The organism is Rhizobium esperanzae, assembly GCF_002204185.1.
In the GTDB taxonomy this organism is placed as follows: Bacteria; Pseudomonadota; Alphaproteobacteria; order Rhizobiales; family Rhizobiaceae; genus Rhizobium; species Rhizobium esperanzae.
Genome location: NZ_MXPU01000037.1, coordinates 14,057 through 34,364, shown reverse-complemented (window position 1 = coordinate 34,364; position 20,308 = coordinate 14,057). Strand labels below are relative to the sequence as shown.

Here is a 20,308-nt window from a genome sequence, read left to right as displayed (position 1 = left end):
CCCTCGCTCAATGCTAAAGTCCAGGACGTCTTCGACGAGCCTGCCTGCGAGAAGAACCGCAGCAAGGATTCCAAGGCGCGTAAGAACGGCTGCTCGAAGCCGCTGATCCCCGGGGCGGCAGCCGGCGGATGCGCTTTCGATGGCGCCAAGATCGTGCTGCAGCCCGTCACTGACGTCGCGCACCTGATCCACGGGCCTCTCGGCTGTGAGGGCAATTCCTGGGACAACCGAGGATCGGCTTCCTCAGGTCCAACGCTCTGGCGCACGAGCTTCACGACCGACCTTACTGAAACCGAAGTCGTGATGGGGCACGGCGAGCGGAAACTTTTTAAAGCAATCCGAGAGATCAAGGAGGCCTATGCTCCACCGGCGGTCTTCGTCTATTCGACCTGTGTGACAGCATTGATTGGCGACGACATCGAGGCGGTCTGCAAGCGGGCCGCGGAAAAATTCGGCCTTCCGGTGGTGCCGGTCAACGCACCGGGCTTTGCCGGCTCCAAGAACCTTGGCAATAAGCTCGCCGGTGAAGCGTTGCTCGATCATGTGATCGGCAGCGTAGAGCCGAACGACGTGACCGCCTACGACATCAATATCATTGGTGAGTTCAACCTATCCGGCGAGTTTTGGCTGGTAAAGCCGCTTCTTGACCGGCTGAGGATCAGAGTGCGGGCCTGCATTCCAGGAGACGCTCGATATCTTGACATTGCTTCTGCGCATCGCGCCAAGGCGTCCATGTTGGTGTGCTCGACAGCACTCATCAATCTCGCCCGCAAAATGGAGGAGCTCTGGGATATCCCGTTCTTCGAAGGCTCCTTCTACGGCATTACCGACACCTCTGAAGCACTCAGGCAGATCGCCAAGCTGCTCGTGATGCAGGGGGCGGATCCCGAAATCCTCGAGCGCACCGAGGCATTGATCGCGGAGGAGGAGGCGATTGCCTGGATGAAACTCGCAGCATATCGACCAAGGCTTGAAGGCAAGCGCGTGTTGCTCAACACCGGCGGCGTGAAGTCCTGGTCGATTGTCCATGCACTGATGGAGGTGGGCATCGAGTTCGTCGGCACCTCGGTTAAGAAATCCACGCCTGAAGACAAGGAACGTATCAAGCAACTCCTGAAAGACGAAAACCACCTGTTCGAGTCGATGGCGCCGCGCGAGCTTTATAACATGCTCGCCGACGGTAAAGCCGACATCATGTTGTCTGGCGGGCGCACGCAATTCATCGCGCTGAAGGCCAAGACACCTTGGCTCGATATCAACCAGGAACGCCACCAGCCCTATGCCGGCTATGACGGCATGGTGGAGCTCGTTCGCCAGATCGATCTCGCTATTCACAATCCGATCTGGATGGAGGTGCGGGAGCCGGCACCGTGGGAATGCCAGCATGCGGTGGAAGAAGAACTGACGAATACCAAGAGCGAGAACGAGACTGGGTACGCCTTGCAAAACTTTGTCGGCGCGGTCGCCGGCAGCTTCGGCAAGCGTTGAGGAAAGTCGATGGTTCAAGTCTTTCCCCAGACCAAATCAGCTGCGGTCAATCCGCTGAAATCGTCGCAGCCGCTCGGCGCCGCGCTCGCCTTTCTTGGCGTCGAGCGTGCAGTGCCGCTGTTCCACGGCAGCCAGGGCTGCACCAGTTTAGCTCTCGTACTTTTAGTCCGGCACTTCAAGGAAGCCATTCCCTTGCAGACAACGGCATTGGACGCAGTGGCGACGATCCTCGGCGGCGCAGGCAATCTGGAAGAGGCGATACTCAATCTCAAGAGGCGCGCAAAACCAAAGTTGATCGGAATCTGCACGACAGCCCTGGTGGAAACCCGCGGCGAAGATTTTGCAGGCGATCTCACCAACATCAAGCGGGATCGTGCCGATGAGCTTGCGGGTACGGAGATCGTGCTGGCGAGCACACCGGATTTCGAGGGAGCGATCGAAGAGGGATGGGCTAAGGCCGTCACCTCTATGATCGAGCGCATCACCACGCAAGGCGAGCAGAGCCGCGACCAAAAGAAGATTGCGATCCTACCAGGATGGCATGTGACAGTCGCCGACATCGAGCTTCTGCGCGAAACGGTCGAAAGCTTCGGTCTGAAGCCGGTAATCCTGCCGGACATTTCCGGCTCGCTCGACGGCACGGTGCCCGACGATCGTTGGGTGCCGACCACCTATGGCGGTACTCCCGTCGACGAGATCCAAAAGCTTGGCACGGCGGCACAATGTATCGCGATCGGCGAGCATATGCGCCGCCCCGCAGAGCTACTGCGGACCCAGACGGGAGTGCCTTACGCACTGTTCCAGTCGCTGACAGGATTGAAAAGAGCCGACCGGTTCGTCTCGTTGCTATCAAGGATTTCAGGTGCGCCGGTGCCAGCAAACATTCGCCGTCGCCGAGCACAGCTGCAGGACGCCCTACTCGACGGGCATTTCCATTTCGGCGGCAAGAAGATCGCAATTGCTGCGGAGCCGGACCAGCTCTACCAATTCGCTACCTTCTTCACCGGCATGGGCGCCAAGATCACGGCGGCAGTCACCACGACCGGCACTTCAAAAATAATCCAGGAAATGCCGGTCGAATCGCTACAGGTGGGTGATCTTGGCGATCTCGAAGAACTTGCCGTCGACGCTGATCTTCTTGTTACGCATTCGCATGGACGACAAGCGGCGGAGCGCCTTGGCGTTCCGCTTATGCGAGTGGGCTTCCCAATTTTCGACCGACTCGGCAGCCAGCATAAGCTCACGATTCTCCATCGGGGGACACGCGACCTGATCTTCGATGTTTCCAACATCTTCCAGGCCAATCAGTGCGCGCCGTGTCCTGGATCACTTGATCCCTCCCGGAAAGGAGAACTGACTAGATGACAGCCGTTCGTCGCCTCTCCCTCGTCCCTGACGGGGTTCACACGTCAGCTCCGAAGCGAAAGGCTGGCGCCTTGCGCGTAGCAATCGCCACTCAAGATATGAAATGTCTGGACGCCCATTTCGGATCGGCCAAGCGCTTCGCGGTCTTTGACGTCAGTCCCGACGATTGGAAACTTGTGGAAGTCTTGTGTTTCGAAGACGTTTCCGATGAGAGCGGATTGCATAGGAACGAGGGCGACGATCGCATTGCCCCCAAGGTGAAGGCATTGGAAGGCTGTCACCTCTTGTTCTGTCTGGCGATCGGTGGGCCATCGGCAGCCAGGGTCGTTTCGGCCAAAATCCACCCGATCAAAGTACCAGATGCTCAATTGATTGAAGACGTGCTGTCCCGAATTCGGGCGATGCTCAGCCCGACGCCGCCGCCCTGGTTGCGCAAGGTGCTGACCGAATCAGGCGCCACCGAAAAGAAGCCTTTCGATGAGGAGGACTAGGACATGGGTACATTGACAGGAAGTACGGATGGCCCTGCTATCAACGAGGATGGGGATCTCGCCACCCCTTTTCTCAGATGCCTCATAAGGCTCATCCGCGCTCAGGATGCCCATGGGGCGTGGGAAGGCAAATCGGACGCTGACCTGCTGGCCGACTTCATCCTCACCAAGGAGCAGCGCCGTAAGATCCCGATCATAGGCGATCCCGATCCCGATGTGCTGTGGAGGCTCCAGAATTTTTACAGTTGCGTGGGGCTTGTGATCGAAGAGTGCACAGGCCTGTTGGCATCGCCGATCATGACGATCGGCCATGAGGGCTTCGGCCGCGTGCTTTTCACGACTGGACGGTTGGTCGTTCTGTCGAAGACCCTGCGCGATGTCCACCGGTTCGGCTTTGAGACGCTTGGCAAGCTCGCCGAGGTCGGCAACAAAATGGTCGATGACGCGATTGCAGTTATCGAAACCTATCCCGACGTGGCGCGGGCATCATGAAATCAGTTTTCGAGGGGGGTCGACATGATGAATGAGACAATTCGCGATTTGATGGCTAAGTGTGGTGCGCTACCCGTCAATGACGCCGATGCGGTCGCCCGCGCCCAGGCTTTCGTGCGTGCGGCCGCCCGCAAATCGCCCGGCACGCCGCTGCCCGGGGCGCGGCGTCTGTCGGAGGTTTTCAGCCTGTTGCAGATGGTGAAATCCAATGTAGCTGGCGGCCTGAAAATCTATGAAGAGGATAGGGCGGATCCCAACCGGCTCTCTTCCATGGCCTTTGCTGTCGCCATGAATAACGCAAAAATCGCGTCGTCGGAGATGATCCTGCCGATCATCAACCACGCCATGCTCATCTGCGGCATCTTGGGTTGCAAAAATGGTACGCCCTATAGTCTCGGTCGCCATATGCGCGACGAGGATTCCACTCAATTGATGGCGTCGGATGACTGTAGAGAGCCCATTTACCTCAAAGAAGTCAATGAGTTGCTATCGGTAGAGTTCGATTTTCTGCTCTATGCAGACGGGATTGAAAAAGGATTTCCAACGCCGCGCCGTCTCAAAGATCCCGCCGTTGTTCAGGTCGAGCGAGTTAGAGTAAACTCCGAGAATCCGTGCGGGCGTTGGATCTGGATCGTCGCCGATACTTCATATTGGCGCGGCTCTTGACGCAATTCTCATCGTAAAGCTTGAAATCGCCAACAACCTGATCGGTGGAATATGAACGCGATCGTTATGAAATTCGGTGGTTCGAGTTTTTTGAAACCTGGAGATTATGGTCGCGTGGCTCGGCATTTGGCGGAGCGACTAGCGTCACGCAAAAAGAAAATCATTGCCGTGGTCAGCGCGATGTCGGGAACCACCGACAAGCTTCACAGACTTATCCTCGGGATCAACAAGCAGGCCGCGCCACAGAACATCGATTCGGCACTCGCAACTGGAGAGATGCTAAGTGCCTCACTGTTGGAGGCGGCCGTCACTCGACTCAAGATTCCCGTAACATCTTTGAACGCTTATTGCCTTGGGATCCGTACGAACTCAGACTTCGGACGCGCTTCAGTGGAAAGTGTTGATCCCGAGCCTTTATTCCAAGCACTCGAAGAGAATGACGTTGTTGTTGCCGCGGGCGGCCAAGCAATTGATCAGTCGGGCAGGTTAACGTTTCTCGGCAGAAACAGCTCGGATCTGACAGCCATCGTGATTGCATCCACGCTGGGGGAGCACGCGTGCGAAATATACTCGGATGTTCCGGGCGTCTACACTGCCGATCCCAACCTTGTCCCGGGAGCACAATTGATTCCGGAGATTGCCTATGAGACGATCGCACGGATGTCACGTCATGGCGCAAAAGTACTGCACCACAGAGCCGTGGACTACGCGCAACAGCACTCCGTCACTATCGCTTGCAAATCGCTCACCAGCGACGGCGTAGTTGCGGGTACGATGGTGACAGGTGAAGGGAATGCCCGTTCAGTGGCAATAGCTCGCGACGCAACAGTGTTATCGTGCGGCAGCGCTGCGGAACAGAACGAACTACGCGCACTCCTTGCAGAGTGGGACGTCTGCGCTATTTCTATTGAGGGCGCCAGCGGAATCGGCCTATGCATCTTAACCGACATTGATTTTGCCGTTCGGCGTCTCACGCTCACCGGCAATCGATTGAACTCGGTTGGTACTATATCCGCCGTGACAGAGTTTGATTCTTCGACGTTGCGCGTCCACTTGGAAGACGATTATGAGCAGGCGATTTTACGGGCGCGTCAGATTCATGAAAGAATGTATCCAAGCGCGGATGGTAATTAATTTTGCCGACACCGGCCAAGAAATGTTGCACGGGCGGTTCGCTGCTCATTTGAACAAATGATCCGGCGGAAAATACACGTTGAGTCAATAGCGACGTCGCCGATTGCCCTTGAGTCCAAGACACGTGCTGCACCGAGGCGGGGGACAGAATGCGAGAACACGTTGTTACCTTCGGAATCGATTTGCTGAGCGATGGGGTCCTTGGCAAAATTGGCTTGATTGAAGAGTGGGAGGGACGCGGGTCGATGAAGCTATTTTTAACACCAAACCTGCATGCCTAATCGTAAGCGCCGCCTCCATCCCATTGAATCCGGATACTCCTGAGCATTGAGGTCCGTGCCAGAACGGCTCCGGCAAGAGCTGGAGTTTGGCATGGCGGATGATGAGGGGTTTGTTGGGCGCTATGCGCCTCCAAGTAGGAATCCCGAACGCACATTTCGATGTTGTCGTTGATACGTTCTCGCTGCCCATAGATGTCGGACATACGACATAGTGGTCGAGCGGATATATTGCTTTTCAAGCGACTATCTCATTGGCACGGAGAGTGCGTGGTCATTTACAGTTGCACAAATAAGGAGAAACCATGTTATGATCATACTTGCCGCCGATGCTGTTGGAGCGGTATCTCCACAATGGAACCAGGGCTGCGACGGCTTCCCCCAAAAGCTATTAGGATTTCTCGACCTTGAATTGGATGTAATCACTTATCGCGTACGACGAAATGGCCGTATAATCCATCTCACTCCAACCGCGTTTCGCCTGCTGTATCATCTCATAAAGAACCCGCGCAGGGTGTATTCTAGGGATGAGCTGAAGAATGCAGCTTGGCCGCACGCTGTTCATGTTGGTCCCCGTACTGTCGATGTTCACATTGGCCGCTTGCGCACCGCTCTCAATGCGGTAGGCGGACATAATTTTATACGGACCGTGAGGTCCGTTGGTTACGCGCTTGCCGAATAAGCGGTTTCGGTGCCCGCTAGGTCATGGGGCTACGTATCAGCGAGATTGAGTAAGATTGGCCGCCATCAGACTGCGATACCACCACCAGTGCCTGTCGATATCGGATGTAGCGATGCTTGCTTCGGATTCCGCACGTACCATTTTTCATGAAGTGATTCCTGTCTAGTGGAGATGACTTAGGTGGTCATTCATGGTTGACGGGATCAAGGGAATTGTGCCCGTCCAGGGAACAGGACATAGGGCCCAGCGTCACTCCCGAAGACATAACTGAGGCGGTGCGTCAGATCGCGTTGATTACCGATGCGGGGCTTCAATCGCAATTGCCATACGACCGGCAATGGCAATCGGTGGATGCGCGAGGGCCTCATCGCAGCACAGACGCGGAGACAGAAAAAGCCGTTGGGATTTGTGACGGCGATGCGAGCCTTCCCTATCCCGACCTATCCTAAGCAAGACACCCTTCGAGCTCATTGCAACAAAACCAACATTGTTCAAATCAAACGTATCCATCCGGCGAAGGCCGGCTGCCGCGATTTGCTGATTGGCTTTAAGTGCATGCCTTATGTCATGCGCTACAATTATTTCCCCTATTGAGGTCTTGTCCGCCGATGATCTTGGTCGCCGGCGGGATTGGTCGGACGAAGAGAAAGTCCGGATCGTCGAGGAAAGCCTGCAAGGTTTTCGTCAGGGGTCAGCGACGGCGTGACGATATGGATTGTCGCGATCTTTGTTGACGGCCTGGCGTCGACAATACCGCAGCGGCCTTCTGAGTGTTTCAGCGTCAACGGGTTCGTGCCGCTTACGATTTCGCCGCCGGCGGCGGCGTCTCCGGAGATGACCGCGGCGCTGCGGTCTGAAGACGACATGACGATCGAGATCGGCCTGCCGAACGGCCGACGGCTGACGATCCCGGCCTAACTTGATCCGATCGTCCTCGCCCGGCTGTTGCCGATTCTGGACATGTCATGATCGCATTTCCCGCAGGGGTGAAGGTGTGGATCGCGGGCGGCGTGACGGACATGCGTTGCGGCATGAACAGTCTGGCGCTGAAGGTGCAGGAAGGCCTTGGCCGCGATCCTTATGGCGGCGAAGTCTTCTGCTTCCGGGGTCGCAAGGGTGACCTGATCAAGGTCCTCTGGCATGACGGCGTCGGCATGTCGCTTTACCTGAAGCGGCTGGAAGCTGGAAAGTTCATCTGGCCGGTCAGCCAGAATGGCTCCGCCGTGCCTGTATCGTCGGCGCAGCTCCAGCTATCTCCTGGAAGGGATCGACTGGCGCAACCCGCGCTGGACGCAGCGGCCCAGGCTGATCGCCTGCATTCCTCTGTTTTCGTTGGGCTTTCGACATGCAGCATGGTAGCTTTCGGCCATGGATGATGCTGCTTCGGAGATAGCCAGACTGCGCGCCGCTGCGGCATCGGAAGTGCGTGCCGCCTCCGCCGAGGCCGACCGAGCACAGGTGCGCGCCTTCGTGACGACCTCCGAGGCGATGATCCGGCACCTCAAGCTCGAGATTGCCAAAATGCGCCGCGAGCAATATGGCAGAGTTCGGAACGGCGCGCCCGGCTGATCGACCAGATGGAACTGCAGCTCGAAGAACTCGAGGCCGATGCCACCGAGGACGAGATCGCCGCGGAACGCGTGGCGGCGAAGATCACAAATGTCTCTGCCTTCGAACGCCATCGCCCGGCACGCAAGCCGTTCCCGGAACATTTGCCGCGCGAGCGCCTGATCATCGAAGCTCCCTCGATTTGCACCTGCTGCGGCTCGGCGCGGATCGTGAAGATGGGCGAAGACGTCACCGAGACACTGGAGGCGATCCCGCGCCAGTGGAAGGTGATCCAGACGGTGCGCGAGAAGTTCACCTGCCGGATTGCGAGAAGATCAGCCAGCCACCGGCCCCTTTTCATGCGACACCGCGCGGATGGGCAGGACCGAATCTGCTGGCGACGATCTTTATTCGAGAAGTTCGGCCAACATCAGCCATTGAACCGCCAGGCTGAGCGCTACGCCAGGGGAAGGCGTCGATCTCAGTCTCTCCACGCGGGCCGATCAGGTCGGAGCCTGCGCGACGGCGTTGCAGCCGATCCATGATCTGATCCGCGCCCATGTGCTGGCCGCCGAGCGGCTGCATGGTGACGACACCACCGTGCCGCTTCTGGCCAGGGGAGCAACAAGGCAGGCACGGTTATGGACTTATGTGCGCGATGACCGTCCCTTCGCGGGCGGCGCGCCTCCTGCGGCACTCTTCCATTTCTCTCCCGATCGCGAAAAGACCTATCCCAACACGCATCTTGCCGGATGGCATGGCACACTGCAGGCCGATGCCTATGGCGGCTACAACGACCTCTATCGTGCCGATCGCCGCCCCGCGCCGGTCAAGAGCGCGCTCTGCTGGAGCCATGCGCGACGCAAGTTCTTCGAACTCGCTGACATCGCCGGCAACGTGCGCAAGGGCAAACCTGCCCACGAGATATCGCCCGTCGCGCTTGAGGCCGTGGCCCGCGTCGACGCGCTCTTCGACATCGAGCGCGGAATAAACGGAATGCCTGCCGAGAATCGGCTCGCAGCGCGGCAGCAACATGCTCGTCCGCTCGTCGAAGAACTGCACGATTGGCTCATGGCTCAGCGTGGGCAAATGTCGAAGCACAATCCCGTCGCCAAGGCGATCAACTACATGTTCGAGAAGGAGGGTCGCTGGGAAGCCTTCACCCGGTTCCTCGACGACGGAGACTGTGTCTGTCAAACAATGCCGCCGAACGAGCCCTGCGCGGCGTTGCTCTCGGAAGAAAGGCATGGCTATTCGCCGGTTCCCAGCGCGGAGGCGAGCGTGCTGCCTTCATGTATTCCCTAGTCGTCACGGCAAAGATGAACGATATCGATCCGCAGGCCTGGTTGGCGGACGTGCTCGCCCGCATGCCCGGCATTCCCGTATCACGGCTGACGGAGCTGTTGCCGTGGAACTGGCCCGCCGGAAGCGCCCGGCAGATGGCGGCCTGATGACGCGCCCGACGCATGTCTACACGATCGACTATGTCGCCACGCTGATCGGGGAGAACCTCGAGCTCATCCAGGAAATCGCCAGCAACTCAGACAATATCGAGTACGGCGAGATGATCCATGCCCATGACGGCAGCGAAGAGGGCATTACGACCTTCACCGACCGGGGCATCGAAAGCTTGAAGGAGTTCCTCGCCGATATCCGCACCTGGGACGGAGGCGTTCGGCAGTTCCTTGTCGACGAGCAATGCGATCACGAAAAGATCGAACGCATCATGACAGACGAGCCGAAATCATAAGTGCCGCGGCCTTCGGCGGATGGATACAATCAAACCGGCAATCGGAATTTCATTCCGGAAAGGCGGTGCGAACCCGTCGGCGCATGACCGCTAAAAGGCTCATCCCTCTCACTAACATAAAGATGTGATAAGACGCCCAGAGCCCGTGATTGCCGAACAACTCCCCGAATGCGAACAAAAAGGGGATGAAGACTGCGAAGGATAAAAGCATCATGTTGCGCATCTCGCGCGACCAAGTTGCGCCGATGAAGACTCCGGTCATGAGGAAGGCCAGTACGCCGCTCGGTGCGGTCAAGGCCGCCCAAGGAAGATAGAACAGCGCCACCGAACGCACCTCCGCTATTTTTGTTGCGGCGCTAACAAGCTGTTCGCCGAACGAGAAGACTAGGGCGCTTGCAAGGGCCGCAACCGCAAATCCCCAGCTTATGGTCAACGTGATGGCACGCGAGAATGCCGGCCGGTCACAGGCGCCGATGGCACGGCCGACTAGCTGCTGTGCAGCAGTGGCGAGCCCGCCCAGAGCGTATTCGGCGAAAAACAAAAAATGCATCAACACCCCATTGGCGGCGACTGTCAATGTGCTTAGCTGCGCGCTCTGCCGCATGAAGAGCAAGTAGGCTCCATTGAGTACGAAGGTACGAATCATGATGTTTCCGTTTAGGTGAAACATTGATCTCATCGCATTAATATTGAACGTATGGTGAGGCGAGATCTTCGGGATCGCCCGAAAGCGCCATAGGAGAACTGCCATGCCGGCAAACATGGCGGTAACCTCGCCGCACACTGCCGCCCAGGCGACTCCAGCAACGCCCCATCCCAGGTGAAGGCCCAGAAATATCGAGAGGGCGAAATTTAGGGCGTTGATGATAATTTGTAGAAAAAGTCCGAGGCCAGCCTCGCCGCGACCCACAGCGTAGCCAAGGATCGCATAGTTAATAAGTGCGGCGGGCGCTGAGATAAGTCGGATGCGGATGTAAAGATTCATCGCGTCGGTAACGGCCTTGTCCGCATTCATCAACCATTCGCCGATCGCGGCGATGATCGGTGCAACCAGGGCCAGAGTAAAGCCAGAGGTCGCAGCAATCGCGAACGCCCGCCAGAAGACCTTCCGCTCCTCCAAGAGATCGCTCTTCCCGAAAGCCTGGGCGACGAGACCCACCGTAGCGGAACGCAGGAAACTAAAGGTCGAGAAAACGACGTCGAAAACGACCGCTCCGGCCGCAATGCCGCCGAGCAGCGCGGTGTCGCCAAACTGGCCGACTACGGCTGTATCGACAAGGCCGAGCAGCGGCGTCGTGAGGTATGCGAGCGTAATCGGAATCGCAATCGCCAGGACCCGCCGATTGTTAACCTGGAATGGTCTGGGGCCGTGGGTCCGCACTTTCTGTTCCACATAGGCTCCTTTGGATCGGCTGCAACCTTTTGATTACCGGCGTTGTACTCAGGAACCGGCAGAACCAACCTCGGAAATTGCGATGTGCAAGGGAGGTGAGGCTGTCATCTTGTTTTGCGTCGCGCTGGAACTTAGAAAGCGAATCGGGCTCGCCGGAGCCATCAATTAAAGGGTGGCATCCATCCCACCTGTCGCCGAGCAACGCACCAGGCTTGGACTTGATCCGCCGCGTACGGATCCTTCCCTAGCCAAGAATCCATAACTTTCGTTGACAATTGCGCCAAGTTTTGGCAGGCAACCGCCTTTGCCCGTCGCCCGTGCAGGTGCGGCGAGGTGAGAAACAAGGGCTGCTTCTATTCGTCAACGCTCGTAAACGGCGTGATAGACCAATTAATCAAGTCGACGGAACGCTGAAGTATGGCCTTCGTCTCCGCAAGGTCGGGTGAAGCGGCAATAACATATCCAATAGGATCTCGGAAATCGCCTTTCCTGACGATTGGTGTCTTGGGTTCGGCATAGAGCTTGACCTCGGTGACGCCTGGTTCTGCTGCCGCCCGTCCTTCGCCATTAATCCAATTGAGGGTACCATCACAATCAGGGATCAGAATCTGCGCAGCTGCAATTAGCCTATGCCTCTTTTGCAAATTCCATTCATGGCCGATGACAAGTTTTATGTGCTCGGTGATGAGATCGACGCCGCAGGCCGCCTGAATCAGCCGCGGACTGGTACCACCCGCAAGGCGCGCATTGACTTCAATGACGACTGGGCCAAGCCTCGTCCATCGGAGATCAACATTTGTTGGCCCCCAGCCAAGGCCGAGAGCTTGCAAACAGCTCAGCGAAACATCGGCGATACGCCTATGCTCGTCATCGGTTAACGCGGCCGGATAGGTGTACTCACGGCAGACGAAATACGGTGGGCAGCCGAAGTCGGCGGATGCAATCCCAAAGGTCTCGTTACCCATTATTTCAGCGCTGTAATGGGAGCCTTGTGCGAATTCTTCGACCAATATCCTCGGTGAGGGCCGCCACCCGTGCTGCGCGCCTAACAGGTAGGATGCATGTTCGGCTAACTCATCGTCCGTGCGGCACAACCGGACACCAGTACTTCCGGCGCCAATGGCTGGCTTAACAATAACGGGTAGACCGATCTCCGCAGCAGCGCTTGCTACGTCCGTCGCATTCGTCGCCAAGCGATAAGCAGGTATCGGAACGCCGGCCTCCGCGAGGATTTGACGTTGAGTGAATTTGTCGCAACAACGTTCAATTGATGCTGGGTTCGGTCCTGGTAGACCGAAATGCCGGCAGAGCCTCGCGGCTGTCGCAGGGACCGACTCGTCGAAAACCGAAAAGCCGGTAATCCCAGCGATGTTAAAACTATCTCGCAGTCGATAACATTCGCGGATCAGCGCATCGAAATTGCCGGTGTCGACCCGAATTGCTTCATTGCCTTCCGCCGCAAGATAATCATACTGAGTTGGATCAGCCGACATGGTAATTGGATAGAGACCAAGGCGCTGGGCTGCGTTCACGTATAGCACACCAATACTCCTATGGCCTTCAATCAGGATAAGCGCTCTTCTTGCCATTGGCGTTGACTCTCCTTTTTGCGGGCGGTGTGGAGCCTGAGTATCAGCGTTTAATCAGTGGTGACCTCAGACTCTATCGTGAAGGTATCATTATCAGCAGCCTGCGGAGGTAAAGATTGTGTAAAGTTCATTGACCGATCCGTTTCAACATTTTCAAGGGGCGCCAACCTGACTTGCATTACAGTTGCATCCTTGTTTTGAGGTGGGCTTGCCTTGCCGCGGCTTGGTGCGCTGGTCGCAAAAGTCCCCCATGTGATGACGCATCTGTCAACCATAACGCCGAATCATGAAGAAGATTGTTCTCTAATCGCAAGCGCGATTTTCGATGCGCCTTGACGGCTACGGCACCGCTGAACCGCCGCCGCATCTCGGCTCTATCAGGCCGCAGAGGTTTCGGAGAAGTTGAACGATAGCAGGTCGCCGATGTCGGCGGCTTCGTCACGCTGCGGCAACTCAGTAAGCACGTGGCGCAGCCAGGTGAGTGGATCGACGCCACAGGCGCGGCAAGTCAGCATCAAACTGTAGATCACTGCGCTGCCTTAGCTCCGTCAGCGGTGTCGGTGAAAAGCCACGATTTTCTTCCGGTGGCCATCCCCCGTTCATTCCGCCCATGTCGGCGATGAAGTCGAGGTCCGTTACCGCTGGCATCCGTATTTCGGCCAAAAGGTTTGTGTTCGCCGAGTCGACCAGCGAGCGACAGGTGACTTTCTGCAGGTTTTGGGGCCGCCAGGTGTCGTGATCTCGATTTCGGGCTGGATGATTGATCCTGTGTTGTGCGGCGGCATGACCATGGGTCACTTGCACGCGTCGATCTTGCGGCGCTGATCGAACTGCACAGGCTGGTCACCGGCGGCGACAAGCCTGCACTCTTCCGAAGTGGACGTAGAATCACTCGGGAGGAAGACGATGAGATCCCGCAATACGCTGGTGCCGGCGTCACACCGGCAGCTCGACCTGATATTCAAAGCCCCAACGATCGACGGACTGAGCGACAAAAAGCACAAGAAGGCGATAGCAACACTGGCTTGTTTGCTGATGCAGGCCGCCGGCCTGATTGTCGAGGAGCTTAACGATGACCAGCACTGATTAATGCCGGCAGCGTTACTCGCGCGCAAGGCCATCGTTTACGTGCGGCAATCCACGCAGTCGCAGGTCATGACCAATCTGGAAAGCCAGCGACGGCAGTATGATCTTGTTGACGTCGCGCGACAGCGCGGCTTCAGCGACATTCTCATCGATGACGACCTCGGACGCTCCGCCAGCGGAACTGTCGCCCGCCCCCGGTTCGATCGTCTCGTCGCCTGCTTCGATGCATCACGGCTTCACGTAACGGACGTGATTGGCATCATCTGCTCGAATTTTGCGGCCTTGTTGGAAGCCCGCGTCATAGACTACGACGGTGTCTACAATCCATGCCGGCCCAAAGACGGCGAATGGCTGACCATGACAGAGGCTGCGGCGGCATTAGGTGTAACTAACCATCGGATACGCCGTCTGATCAAGACGAACGTGTTGTCTGCCAACAGGTGGTTCCCGGCGCGCCGTATCAGATCCGGGACAGCGACCCGGATTTTGCGACCGCTATAGCCCGAAAGGGCCGCCCGTGTCGCATTGCTGACACGGAGAAGCTTCCAATATTTACAGATACTTAAAGAGGGAGTGCACAATGACTCATATCCGGCGAAAACTCTGATGTCCCGCTCCAGAATGTTGTTATCGATCGGCATCCTGCCCTCGCTGGTGTAGCGTGTCAGGTAATCCCACTGGTTTAGGGTGTAGGACACGGCATCGCCGAGCTTGGTGTCCGGCACGACCTTCGGCGCGATATCGTCGAGCCATGTTTTTAGAGAGTTCAGGACAGGCAAGCTGTGCTGTTGCCGGAAGCGGTGAATGCAGTCGGCCGGCGTTTCACCGTTGTCGGGCTTTCGCCTCGCGCCTGCCTTTCGATCCGGTAGGCTGCTCGAAGAACCTGAGCGCTTGCTCCGGCTGGCCGCCGCCTTTCTTTCTGGCTTTGAAGGCCTCAACGAAGCGACGCCGGGAATGGGCCATGCATCCGACATGGGTTGCGCCATGCAATGTGCGCCAGGCGGTGTAGCCATCGCTCGCCAATATGCCGCGGTAATCACCAAGGAAGGTCTGCGGGTGGGCCTGGCCGCGCCCCGGCTGATAGTCGAGCAATACGATTGGCTGGTCACCGTCCTCGCTGCTGCGATAGGCCCACATATAAGAGTTGCTGGTGGCCTCCTTTCCCTTTTCCTTCAGCACCTGAACCGTCGTCTCATTGCCATGTATAAGAGGCTGCGATCGAAGCCGCAGTTTCAGAGCGTCATAGATGCGATGCAGATGCTTTCGCCGAGACCCAACGAGCTAGGTGTGGAGCCTCAACAGGTTGTCCTGGGTAAGAGCGAGCCTAGTGATTGGTGGTTTTGAGTTTAGACTTCCGTGAGGCCTGTGCCAATTGTAGCGATGAAGCCATCGTGGCAGTTCGGCGGCGCGCATGTCCGAGTTGGGATAGGCGACGGCGTAGGCCCACTCTCTGAGGGCGGTCTGGATGAAGCGTTCGGCCTTTCCGTTGGTTTTAGGCGTATATGGTCTGGTGCGGACGTGCTTGAGGCCGTTGTCGCGACAAGCTTGGCCGAATGGCTTTGATGTGTAGCAGGGACCATTGTCGGTCATGACGCGCTCGACCGCGATCCCTGACCTGCCACTGCGAATTTCCTCCAGAATTGATTAGAGTCCGGCCCATCCGAGGACGGACGAATGAAGAAGCAGAGATTTACGGAAGAGCAGATCATCGGTGTGCTGCGTGAGCAGGAGGCTGGCGCAAGGGCCGCCGACCTTTGCCGCAAGCACGGAATTTCAGAAGCGACGTTTTACAACTGGAAGGCCAAATACGGCGGCATGGAAGTGTCCGAGGCGAAGCGTTTGAAGGCGCTCGAAGATGAGAATGCGAAGCTGAAGAAGTTGCTGGCCGAGCAGATGCTGGACGTTGCCGCGCTCCGCGAGCTTCTTTCAAAAAAATGGTAGGGCCCGCCGCCAAGCGTGACGCGGTCACGCATCTGAAGGCCGTCATGGGGCTTTCGGAACGGCGGGCCTGCCAGATTATATCCGCCGACCGCAAGATGATCCGCTACCGATCCTGCCGACCGCCGGAAGTCGAGCTGCGATTGAGGCTGCGCGATCTGGCCAATGAGCGCCGGCGTTTCGGATACCGACGGCTGTTCATTCTGCTTCGGCGCGATGGAGAGCCGTCCGGCGTCAATCGCATCTATCGACTGTATCGGGAGGAAGGTCTTTCCGTTCGCAAGCGGAAAGCCAGGCGGCGCGCTGTCGGCACCCGTGCGCCGATCCTGGTCGAAGCAAAGGCAAATGCCCGCTGGTCGCTGGATTTCGTCCACGATCAGTTCGCCTGCGGCAGACGTTTCCGCGTGCTCAACATTGTCGACGACGTCACGCGCGAATGCCTGGCGGCAATCCCGGACACCTCGATCTCCGGCCGACGTGTGGCTCGTGAACTGACGGCACTGATACAACGGCGGGGGAAGCCGGGAATGATTGTTTCGGACAACGGCACAGAACTCACCTCGAACGCCATCCTCGCCTGGTCGAAAGATCACAAGGTTGACTGGCACTACATCGCACCAGGAAGGCCAATGCAAAACGGCTATGTCGAGAGCTTCAACGGCCGCATGCGTGACGAGCTGCTGAATGAAAGCCTGTTCTTCGGTCTCGACCATGCCCGCAGCGCTATTGCTGAATGGGCCGACGACTACAACCATTTCCGGCCGCACTCATCGCTCGGATACCAGACCCCGGCAGCCTATGCCGGAACCATCGCCGCAACCGGCTCCAACGCTACGCAATATGGAAGCTTCGCGTTTCCGCCGGTTGCTCACACCGCGCCATTTGGCGTATCAAAAACTGCCGAGGCTCTAATCGCTGCCGGATGAAAGTTCAGTGGCAGGTCAATGTCGATATGAATCATCTCGCCGGGAGCCTGGCGTTCATAACGACGCACAGGCTCGGCCGGCTCGATATCCTTGAGGCGGGAGAGGCCTGCGCGCTTGAGAACCCGGCTCACCGTCGCTGCAGATACACCGGTTTCGATCGCGATGTGCTTGCCAGTCAGGCGCTGGCGGCGAAGCGTGATGATGCGCTCCGCCAGCGCCTGACTGGTCTGCCGGGGCATGGCATGAGGTCGGGAGGAACGATCGAGCATCGCCTCTCGACCACCGGCCTTGAAACGCTCGACCCAACGGGCGACGATCTTGGCCGCGACGCCATAGGCCTGTGCTGCCTGAGCCTGGGTCAGATGCCCTTCGATAACAGCAAGCGCCATTTGTTCCCGGCGCAACGGCGTCAGTCGGGCATTCTTATGAATGTTCATTCGCGGCGATCCTTCCGACTCGAGGTGTGATAGCTCCAGTCTCCTAAATCCGCTTTGAATGGACAACCTCCCGAAAGCTCACAGGTAGAACCCCGCGGCTGATCGGAACGCCGGCCGGCTCGAATGTCTGCGCCACGCGATAGAGCGGTGTGCCATCGACGTATTTGTGGACGAGCGCGAAGGCCAGGGTCGAGGCGGTAGCGATGCTGCCCGGCAGGGGTTGCCTCGGCATCGGGGCGATTACGATGGGCGTGTTGATCCTGGTGCGGTCGCAATGGCGGCAAGCGTACTTGAACCGCACATTCTGCTTCCAGTGAAGCTGTTCTGTCGTCAGCACAACGACCGGCACCTCCCGGCGGGGCCACCGGAACTTGTCCTCAGTCGGCCGCTTCAAGACCATCACAAACCGGACCGATCAAAGAACAGGAGCTTCATCCGGTCGTGACGGCGATTTCAAAAGCCAAAGACCGCAGGAGCTAAGGGATCGAGCTCCATCACCTCCTGCACCAAAACCGCAAGGCTGTTGATGCCTGCGCGGAAGTCGATCGGCTCGCGATGTAGGTAGACCTTGAGATCAGCGCCCAGTCTGAACATGACCCAACGCTCCTATTATTGCTGCCAGCCCATCCACATCGTCGGACTCCACCGTCAGGCTAACCCCGTTTGGCAGGAGCGCGCTCACCCTGGATGCATGAGAGCGCTTGCCTAACGGCTCGGTCTTCGTCAGTAAATCGCCGGTAGAAGCCGAGTGCATATCCCGAGCAACCTGAACCGGAACGAACGCCGCGACCAAGGGCGAAGGACGCTCCTCTCTGCTTTTCTTCATCCACTTGCGTACGAGATCAGCATTCACGCCGTGTTCCCGCGCCAGTCGAGAGACCGAAACGCCGGGCTTTGGTCATATCGACGGCGGCCGCCGCGACCAACAAGCCGAACCTGCTGTTTAGGAGCATCTTCATACTCGACTTGGTGTCCACCTATTTTGGTGGACACTTCATGCCTCAGAGCACTGCGCTTCAGAAGGTGCGCAGAAATCCGCGCTTGCCGCTAATCAGCTGTTTCCCTGGCAATCCGCCTTGATAGATTGGCGAACCCGATATATTGTCCCTGGGAATGGTGTAGGTGCCGGCTTTGATCACTTACACCACTTCCAGCGGACGACGAGCGATCAAGTAGTTCTGTATGACCGCGCATCATCTTTGCCTCATTCAACGAAATTTATATGAAGAGGGTAAGCACTGATATTTGTATAGCGGTGCGTTATCTCTTCGTCCGCCGATATGTCTCTGATTGCGACAATGCTGGCCCACGCGCCGGATTCTTCATCAGCCCAAACTATTCGTGCATTTGGCTTCAAAGAGTGATTCACAATTGAGATAAAGCCGAAGACCACGTATCCTGTCGCAGGAGCTTTCTCGTGTTTTCGACCCTGACGCACGAAGTAGTACTCAAATAAGCCTGTCTTATCTACCAAGCTTCCCGCCACTTTATCAAATCCCCATGTCGGAGCGCTCTCGATTAAATCCCCAACCTTGAACGGAACATTGGCAAATACTCCCCGACCTTTTCCTGGAACATTTCTCACGTACACCACGTTGCTGCGATCAAAGATCTTGCTGACCATCATGTGCTCTCCGGTGCTTACCATTGGAATATTCTTCATTGAGTTCACCACTGGCGGCCATTGCGCTTCCGGCCGCATCATGCGGCCTTCAAAGAAGCCGAGGATTCGTATTTGCCTACCAGGCTTCGCTTTTCTCGCTGCAATTCTCCTTTGCGGAGCTGCAGCCGGTTTGCGTTTCGAGGCGAATAATAGCTCGTCCTAAAAATGGTCATACCTGCCAATATGCGTGGGTGCTACACGTGCTAAGATGGTGTTATACTTGCGTCGCCGATTCTGACGCGTGCCTAGATTGAGCGACCATCGAGGAGATGGGGCGAGAATAAGACTCTTGCTGATGCCGAGCAGCTTATGCTTTCCGCCGGTCGAGCATGGTCTCGCATCCGGTGCAAAGCCTGAAGTCGGCTTGTTCTGCCCTTGGGTGCAGCAATTCGCGTCGTTGGGCGGGCGGCTGCCTCAGCGACGCCTCCGCATCGATGATGTTGGTCTTGTTCGACTTCACGTAGGGCTTCACAAACTGCGCGGTGGATCAAGCGCACCCTATGTTTGACCGCCTGTATCTTCCTGGCGACCTACTGAGATCCAGCGCATGATTCGATCCCCAAGATCGCCGGCGCTGCGCTCGAAGAACTGCAGCAGCATATCACGTCGGAACCGAACCTTCTGAACCGGCGCGCCACCGCTTCCGAGGCCGACGACGTGGATATCTGACCGATATCAAATCCGTAGACAGGCGCTGGGCGCGGCAAATTGCGTTCGGGGCATTGTAATCTCCTTTTGATCGATCGCCTTAAGACGCGGGAGAGGGCGAGTCGGACCATTCCATTAGTGGTAGGATCTGTCACCAAGCGTGACGCCGTCACGCATCTGAGGACCGTAATGGTCTTTTGGAACGGCGGGCATGCCAGATCATATCCGCCGACCGCAAGGCATCCGCTATCATTCGAACCGAGCGCCGGCGTTTCGGCTACCGGCGGCTGTTCGTCCTGCTTCGGCGGGAAGGAGAGCCCGTCCGGGGCAACCCCATCTACCGGCTCTATCGCGAAGAAGGCTTTCTGTTCGCAAGCGGAATACCTGGCGCGCTGTCGGCACGCGCGCACCGATCCTGGTCGAAGTTGAAGGCCAATGCCCGCTGGTCGCTGGATTTCATTCACGACAGTTCGCTTGCGGAAGGAGGTTTCGCCGGAAGTGGTTGTCGTCGGCCCGTTCAGCAATAGCGCTTCGGGCATGGTCGAGGCCGAAAAAGAGGATTTCTTTGAGATGCTCGTCGGGCATGCGCCCGTTGAAATTCTCGACATAGCGATCGATTCTGCATCGGCTTTCCCGGCTCAAATCACCTACCGCTTAACCCTCCTGCTTGCAGCAAGAAAATCGGGCCACCGTTGCATAGGCAAATGTGTGAATGCCATAGCCGCCAGTGACCG

At 57.5% G+C, this 20,308-nt stretch carries 17 protein-coding genes and 10 pseudogenes; 16 read left to right on the top strand and 11 right to left on the bottom strand.

Features of this window, described 5'->3' with window-relative positions:
* From nifE to B5E41_RS29880, 12 genes and pseudogenes are all read left to right on the top strand, one after another.
* The coding region (gene nifE / locus B5E41_RS29930; protein ID WP_141098831.1) for a nitrogenase iron-molybdenum cofactor biosynthesis protein NifE at window positions 1-1,488 on the top strand (1,488 nt) is incomplete at its 5' end.
* A 9-nt stretch (window positions 1,489-1,497) separates the two neighbouring features.
* Window positions 1,498-2,853 carry a nitrogenase iron-molybdenum cofactor biosynthesis protein NifN gene (gene nifN, locus B5E41_RS29925; protein ID WP_088397200.1) on the top strand — a complete coding sequence of 452 codons (1,356 nt, stop codon included), beginning with the start codon at window positions 1,498-1,500 and terminating at the stop codon, window positions 2,851-2,853.
* On the top strand, window positions 2,850-3,344 hold the full coding sequence (gene nifX / locus B5E41_RS29920; protein ID WP_088397199.1) for a nitrogen fixation protein NifX: 495 nt from the start codon (window positions 2,850-2,852) through the stop codon (window positions 3,342-3,344). The genes nifN and nifX overlap by 4 nt, the downstream gene beginning before the upstream one ends.
* 3 nt (window positions 3,345-3,347) lie before the next feature.
* On the top strand, window positions 3,348-3,836 hold the full coding sequence (locus tag B5E41_RS29915) for a NifX-associated nitrogen fixation protein (RefSeq protein WP_088397198.1): 489 nt from the start codon (window positions 3,348-3,350) through the stop codon (window positions 3,834-3,836).
* 87 nt (window positions 3,837-3,923) lie between these two features.
* Window positions 3,924-4,283: pseudogene (locus B5E41_RS29910) on the top strand (acyl-CoA dehydrogenase family protein); the annotation flags it as partial.
* 270 nt (window positions 4,284-4,553) lie between these two features.
* The gene (locus B5E41_RS29905; protein WP_088397197.1) at window positions 4,554-5,636 is read left to right on the top strand and encodes an amino acid kinase family protein; all 1,083 of its coding nucleotides are present in this window, start codon (window positions 4,554-4,556) and stop codon (window positions 5,634-5,636) included.
* A 588-nt stretch (window positions 5,637-6,224) separates the two neighbouring features.
* Complete coding sequence (locus B5E41_RS29900; protein ID WP_088397196.1) at window positions 6,225-6,596, top strand: winged helix-turn-helix domain-containing protein; 372 nt, start codon at window positions 6,225-6,227, stop codon at window positions 6,594-6,596.
* Between the two features lie 351 nt (window positions 6,597-6,947).
* The gene (locus B5E41_RS31980; RefSeq protein ID WP_176439520.1) at window positions 6,948-7,190 is read left to right on the top strand and encodes a hypothetical protein; all 243 of its coding nucleotides are present in this window, start codon (window positions 6,948-6,950) and stop codon (window positions 7,188-7,190) included.
* 108 nt (window positions 7,191-7,298) lie between these two features.
* Entirely contained in the window at window positions 7,299-7,514 is a 216-nt protein-coding gene (locus B5E41_RS32525) for a hypothetical protein (protein WP_245303184.1), read from the top strand.
* 47 nt (window positions 7,515-7,561) lie between these two features.
* The gene (gene tnpB, locus B5E41_RS29890; RefSeq protein WP_425350149.1) at window positions 7,562-7,972 is read left to right on the top strand and encodes an IS66 family insertion sequence element accessory protein TnpB; all 411 of its coding nucleotides are present in this window, start codon (window positions 7,562-7,564) and stop codon (window positions 7,970-7,972) included.
* Window positions 7,965-9,595 (top strand): annotated as a pseudogene (gene tnpC / locus B5E41_RS29885) (IS66 family transposase). Before tnpB (B5E41_RS29890) ends, tnpC (B5E41_RS29885) begins: the two are co-directional and overlap by 8 nt.
* Window positions 9,595-9,894, top strand: a complete 300-nt coding sequence (locus B5E41_RS29880; RefSeq protein ID WP_088397202.1) for a hypothetical protein — start codon at window positions 9,595-9,597, stop codon at window positions 9,892-9,894. Before tnpC (B5E41_RS29885) ends, B5E41_RS29880 begins: the two are co-directional and overlap by 1 nt.
* 49 nt (window positions 9,895-9,943) lie before the next feature.
* On the opposite strand, the gene B5E41_RS29875 is transcribed toward B5E41_RS29880, so the two are convergent.
* From B5E41_RS29875 to B5E41_RS29865, 3 genes and pseudogenes are all read right to left on the bottom strand, one after another.
* Window positions 9,944-11,287 carry an MATE family efflux transporter gene (locus tag B5E41_RS29875; RefSeq protein ID WP_088397195.1) on the bottom strand — a complete coding sequence of 448 codons (1,344 nt, stop codon included), beginning with the start codon at window positions 11,285-11,287 and terminating at the stop codon, window positions 9,944-9,946.
* Window positions 11,288-11,640: 353 nt separating this feature from the next.
* Window positions 11,641-12,876, bottom strand: a complete 1,236-nt coding sequence (locus B5E41_RS29870) for an ATP-grasp domain-containing protein (protein WP_088397194.1) — start codon at window positions 12,874-12,876, stop codon at window positions 11,641-11,643.
* A 377-nt stretch (window positions 12,877-13,253) separates the two neighbouring features.
* Window positions 13,254-13,483, bottom strand: a pseudogene (locus tag B5E41_RS29865) (transposase domain-containing protein); the annotation flags it as partial.
* 299 nt (window positions 13,484-13,782) lie between these two features.
* Here B5E41_RS29865 and B5E41_RS29855 point away from each other — a divergent pair.
* On the top strand, window positions 13,783-13,962 hold the full coding sequence (locus B5E41_RS29855; protein WP_088397193.1) for a hypothetical protein: 180 nt from the start codon (window positions 13,783-13,785) through the stop codon (window positions 13,960-13,962).
* Window positions 13,963-13,965: 3 nt separating this feature from the next.
* Window positions 13,966-14,364, top strand: a pseudogene (locus tag B5E41_RS29850) (recombinase family protein); the annotation flags it as partial.
* Between the two features lie 191 nt (window positions 14,365-14,555).
* Here B5E41_RS29850 and tnpC (B5E41_RS29845) read toward each other — a convergent pair.
* Both tnpC (B5E41_RS29845) and B5E41_RS29840 read right to left on the bottom strand, forming a co-directional pair.
* Window positions 14,556-15,243, bottom strand: a pseudogene (gene tnpC / locus B5E41_RS29845) (IS66 family transposase); the annotation flags it as partial.
* Window positions 15,244-15,573: pseudogene (locus tag B5E41_RS29840) on the bottom strand (integrase core domain-containing protein); the annotation flags it as partial. It abuts the pseudogene before it with no gap.
* A gap of 63 nt (window positions 15,574-15,636) precedes the next feature.
* Here B5E41_RS29840 and B5E41_RS29835 point away from each other — a divergent pair.
* A protein-coding gene (locus B5E41_RS29835; RefSeq protein WP_088397192.1) for an IS3-like element ISAtu5 family transposase occupies window positions 15,637-16,826 on the top strand; the annotation gives its coding sequence in 2 pieces (ribosomal slippage) (window positions 15,637-15,889 and window positions 15,889-16,826; 1,191 coding nt in all).
* 17 nt (window positions 16,827-16,843) lie between these two features.
* Here the strand turns inward: B5E41_RS29835 and B5E41_RS29830 are convergent.
* From B5E41_RS29830 to B5E41_RS29810, 5 genes and pseudogenes are all read right to left on the bottom strand, one after another.
* A pseudogene (locus B5E41_RS29830) lies at window positions 16,844-17,263 on the bottom strand (IS481-like element ISRel2 family transposase); the annotation flags it as partial.
* Window positions 17,264-17,306: 43 nt separating this feature from the next.
* Window positions 17,307-17,591, bottom strand: a pseudogene (locus B5E41_RS29825) (IS66 family transposase); the annotation flags it as partial.
* Window positions 17,592-17,716: 125 nt separating this feature from the next.
* A complete protein-coding gene (tnpB, locus tag B5E41_RS29820; RefSeq protein ID WP_088397191.1) occupies window positions 17,717-17,857 on the bottom strand; it encodes an IS66 family insertion sequence element accessory protein TnpB in 141 nt (46 codons plus the stop codon).
* Window positions 17,838-18,116 (bottom strand): hypothetical protein, encoded by a 279-nt coding sequence (locus B5E41_RS29815; protein ID WP_245303183.1) that lies wholly within the window; start codon window positions 18,114-18,116, stop codon window positions 17,838-17,840. The genes tnpB (B5E41_RS29820) and B5E41_RS29815 overlap by 20 nt, the downstream gene beginning before the upstream one ends.
* 351 nt (window positions 18,117-18,467) lie before the next feature.
* A complete protein-coding gene (locus B5E41_RS29810; RefSeq protein WP_176439521.1) occupies window positions 18,468-18,890 on the bottom strand; it encodes an SET domain-containing protein-lysine N-methyltransferase in 423 nt (140 codons plus the stop codon).
* 771 nt (window positions 18,891-19,661) lie between these two features.
* Between B5E41_RS29810 and B5E41_RS31115 the strand changes: the two are divergent.
* Window positions 19,662-20,067 (top strand): annotated as a pseudogene (locus B5E41_RS31115) (IS3 family transposase); the annotation flags it as partial.
* Here B5E41_RS31115 and B5E41_RS31110 read toward each other — a convergent pair.
* Window positions 20,067-20,211, bottom strand: a pseudogene (locus B5E41_RS31110) (integrase core domain-containing protein); the annotation flags it as partial. The pseudogenes B5E41_RS31115 and B5E41_RS31110 sit on opposite strands and share 1 nt — an antisense overlap.
* Window positions 20,212-20,308: the final 97 nt, after the last annotated feature.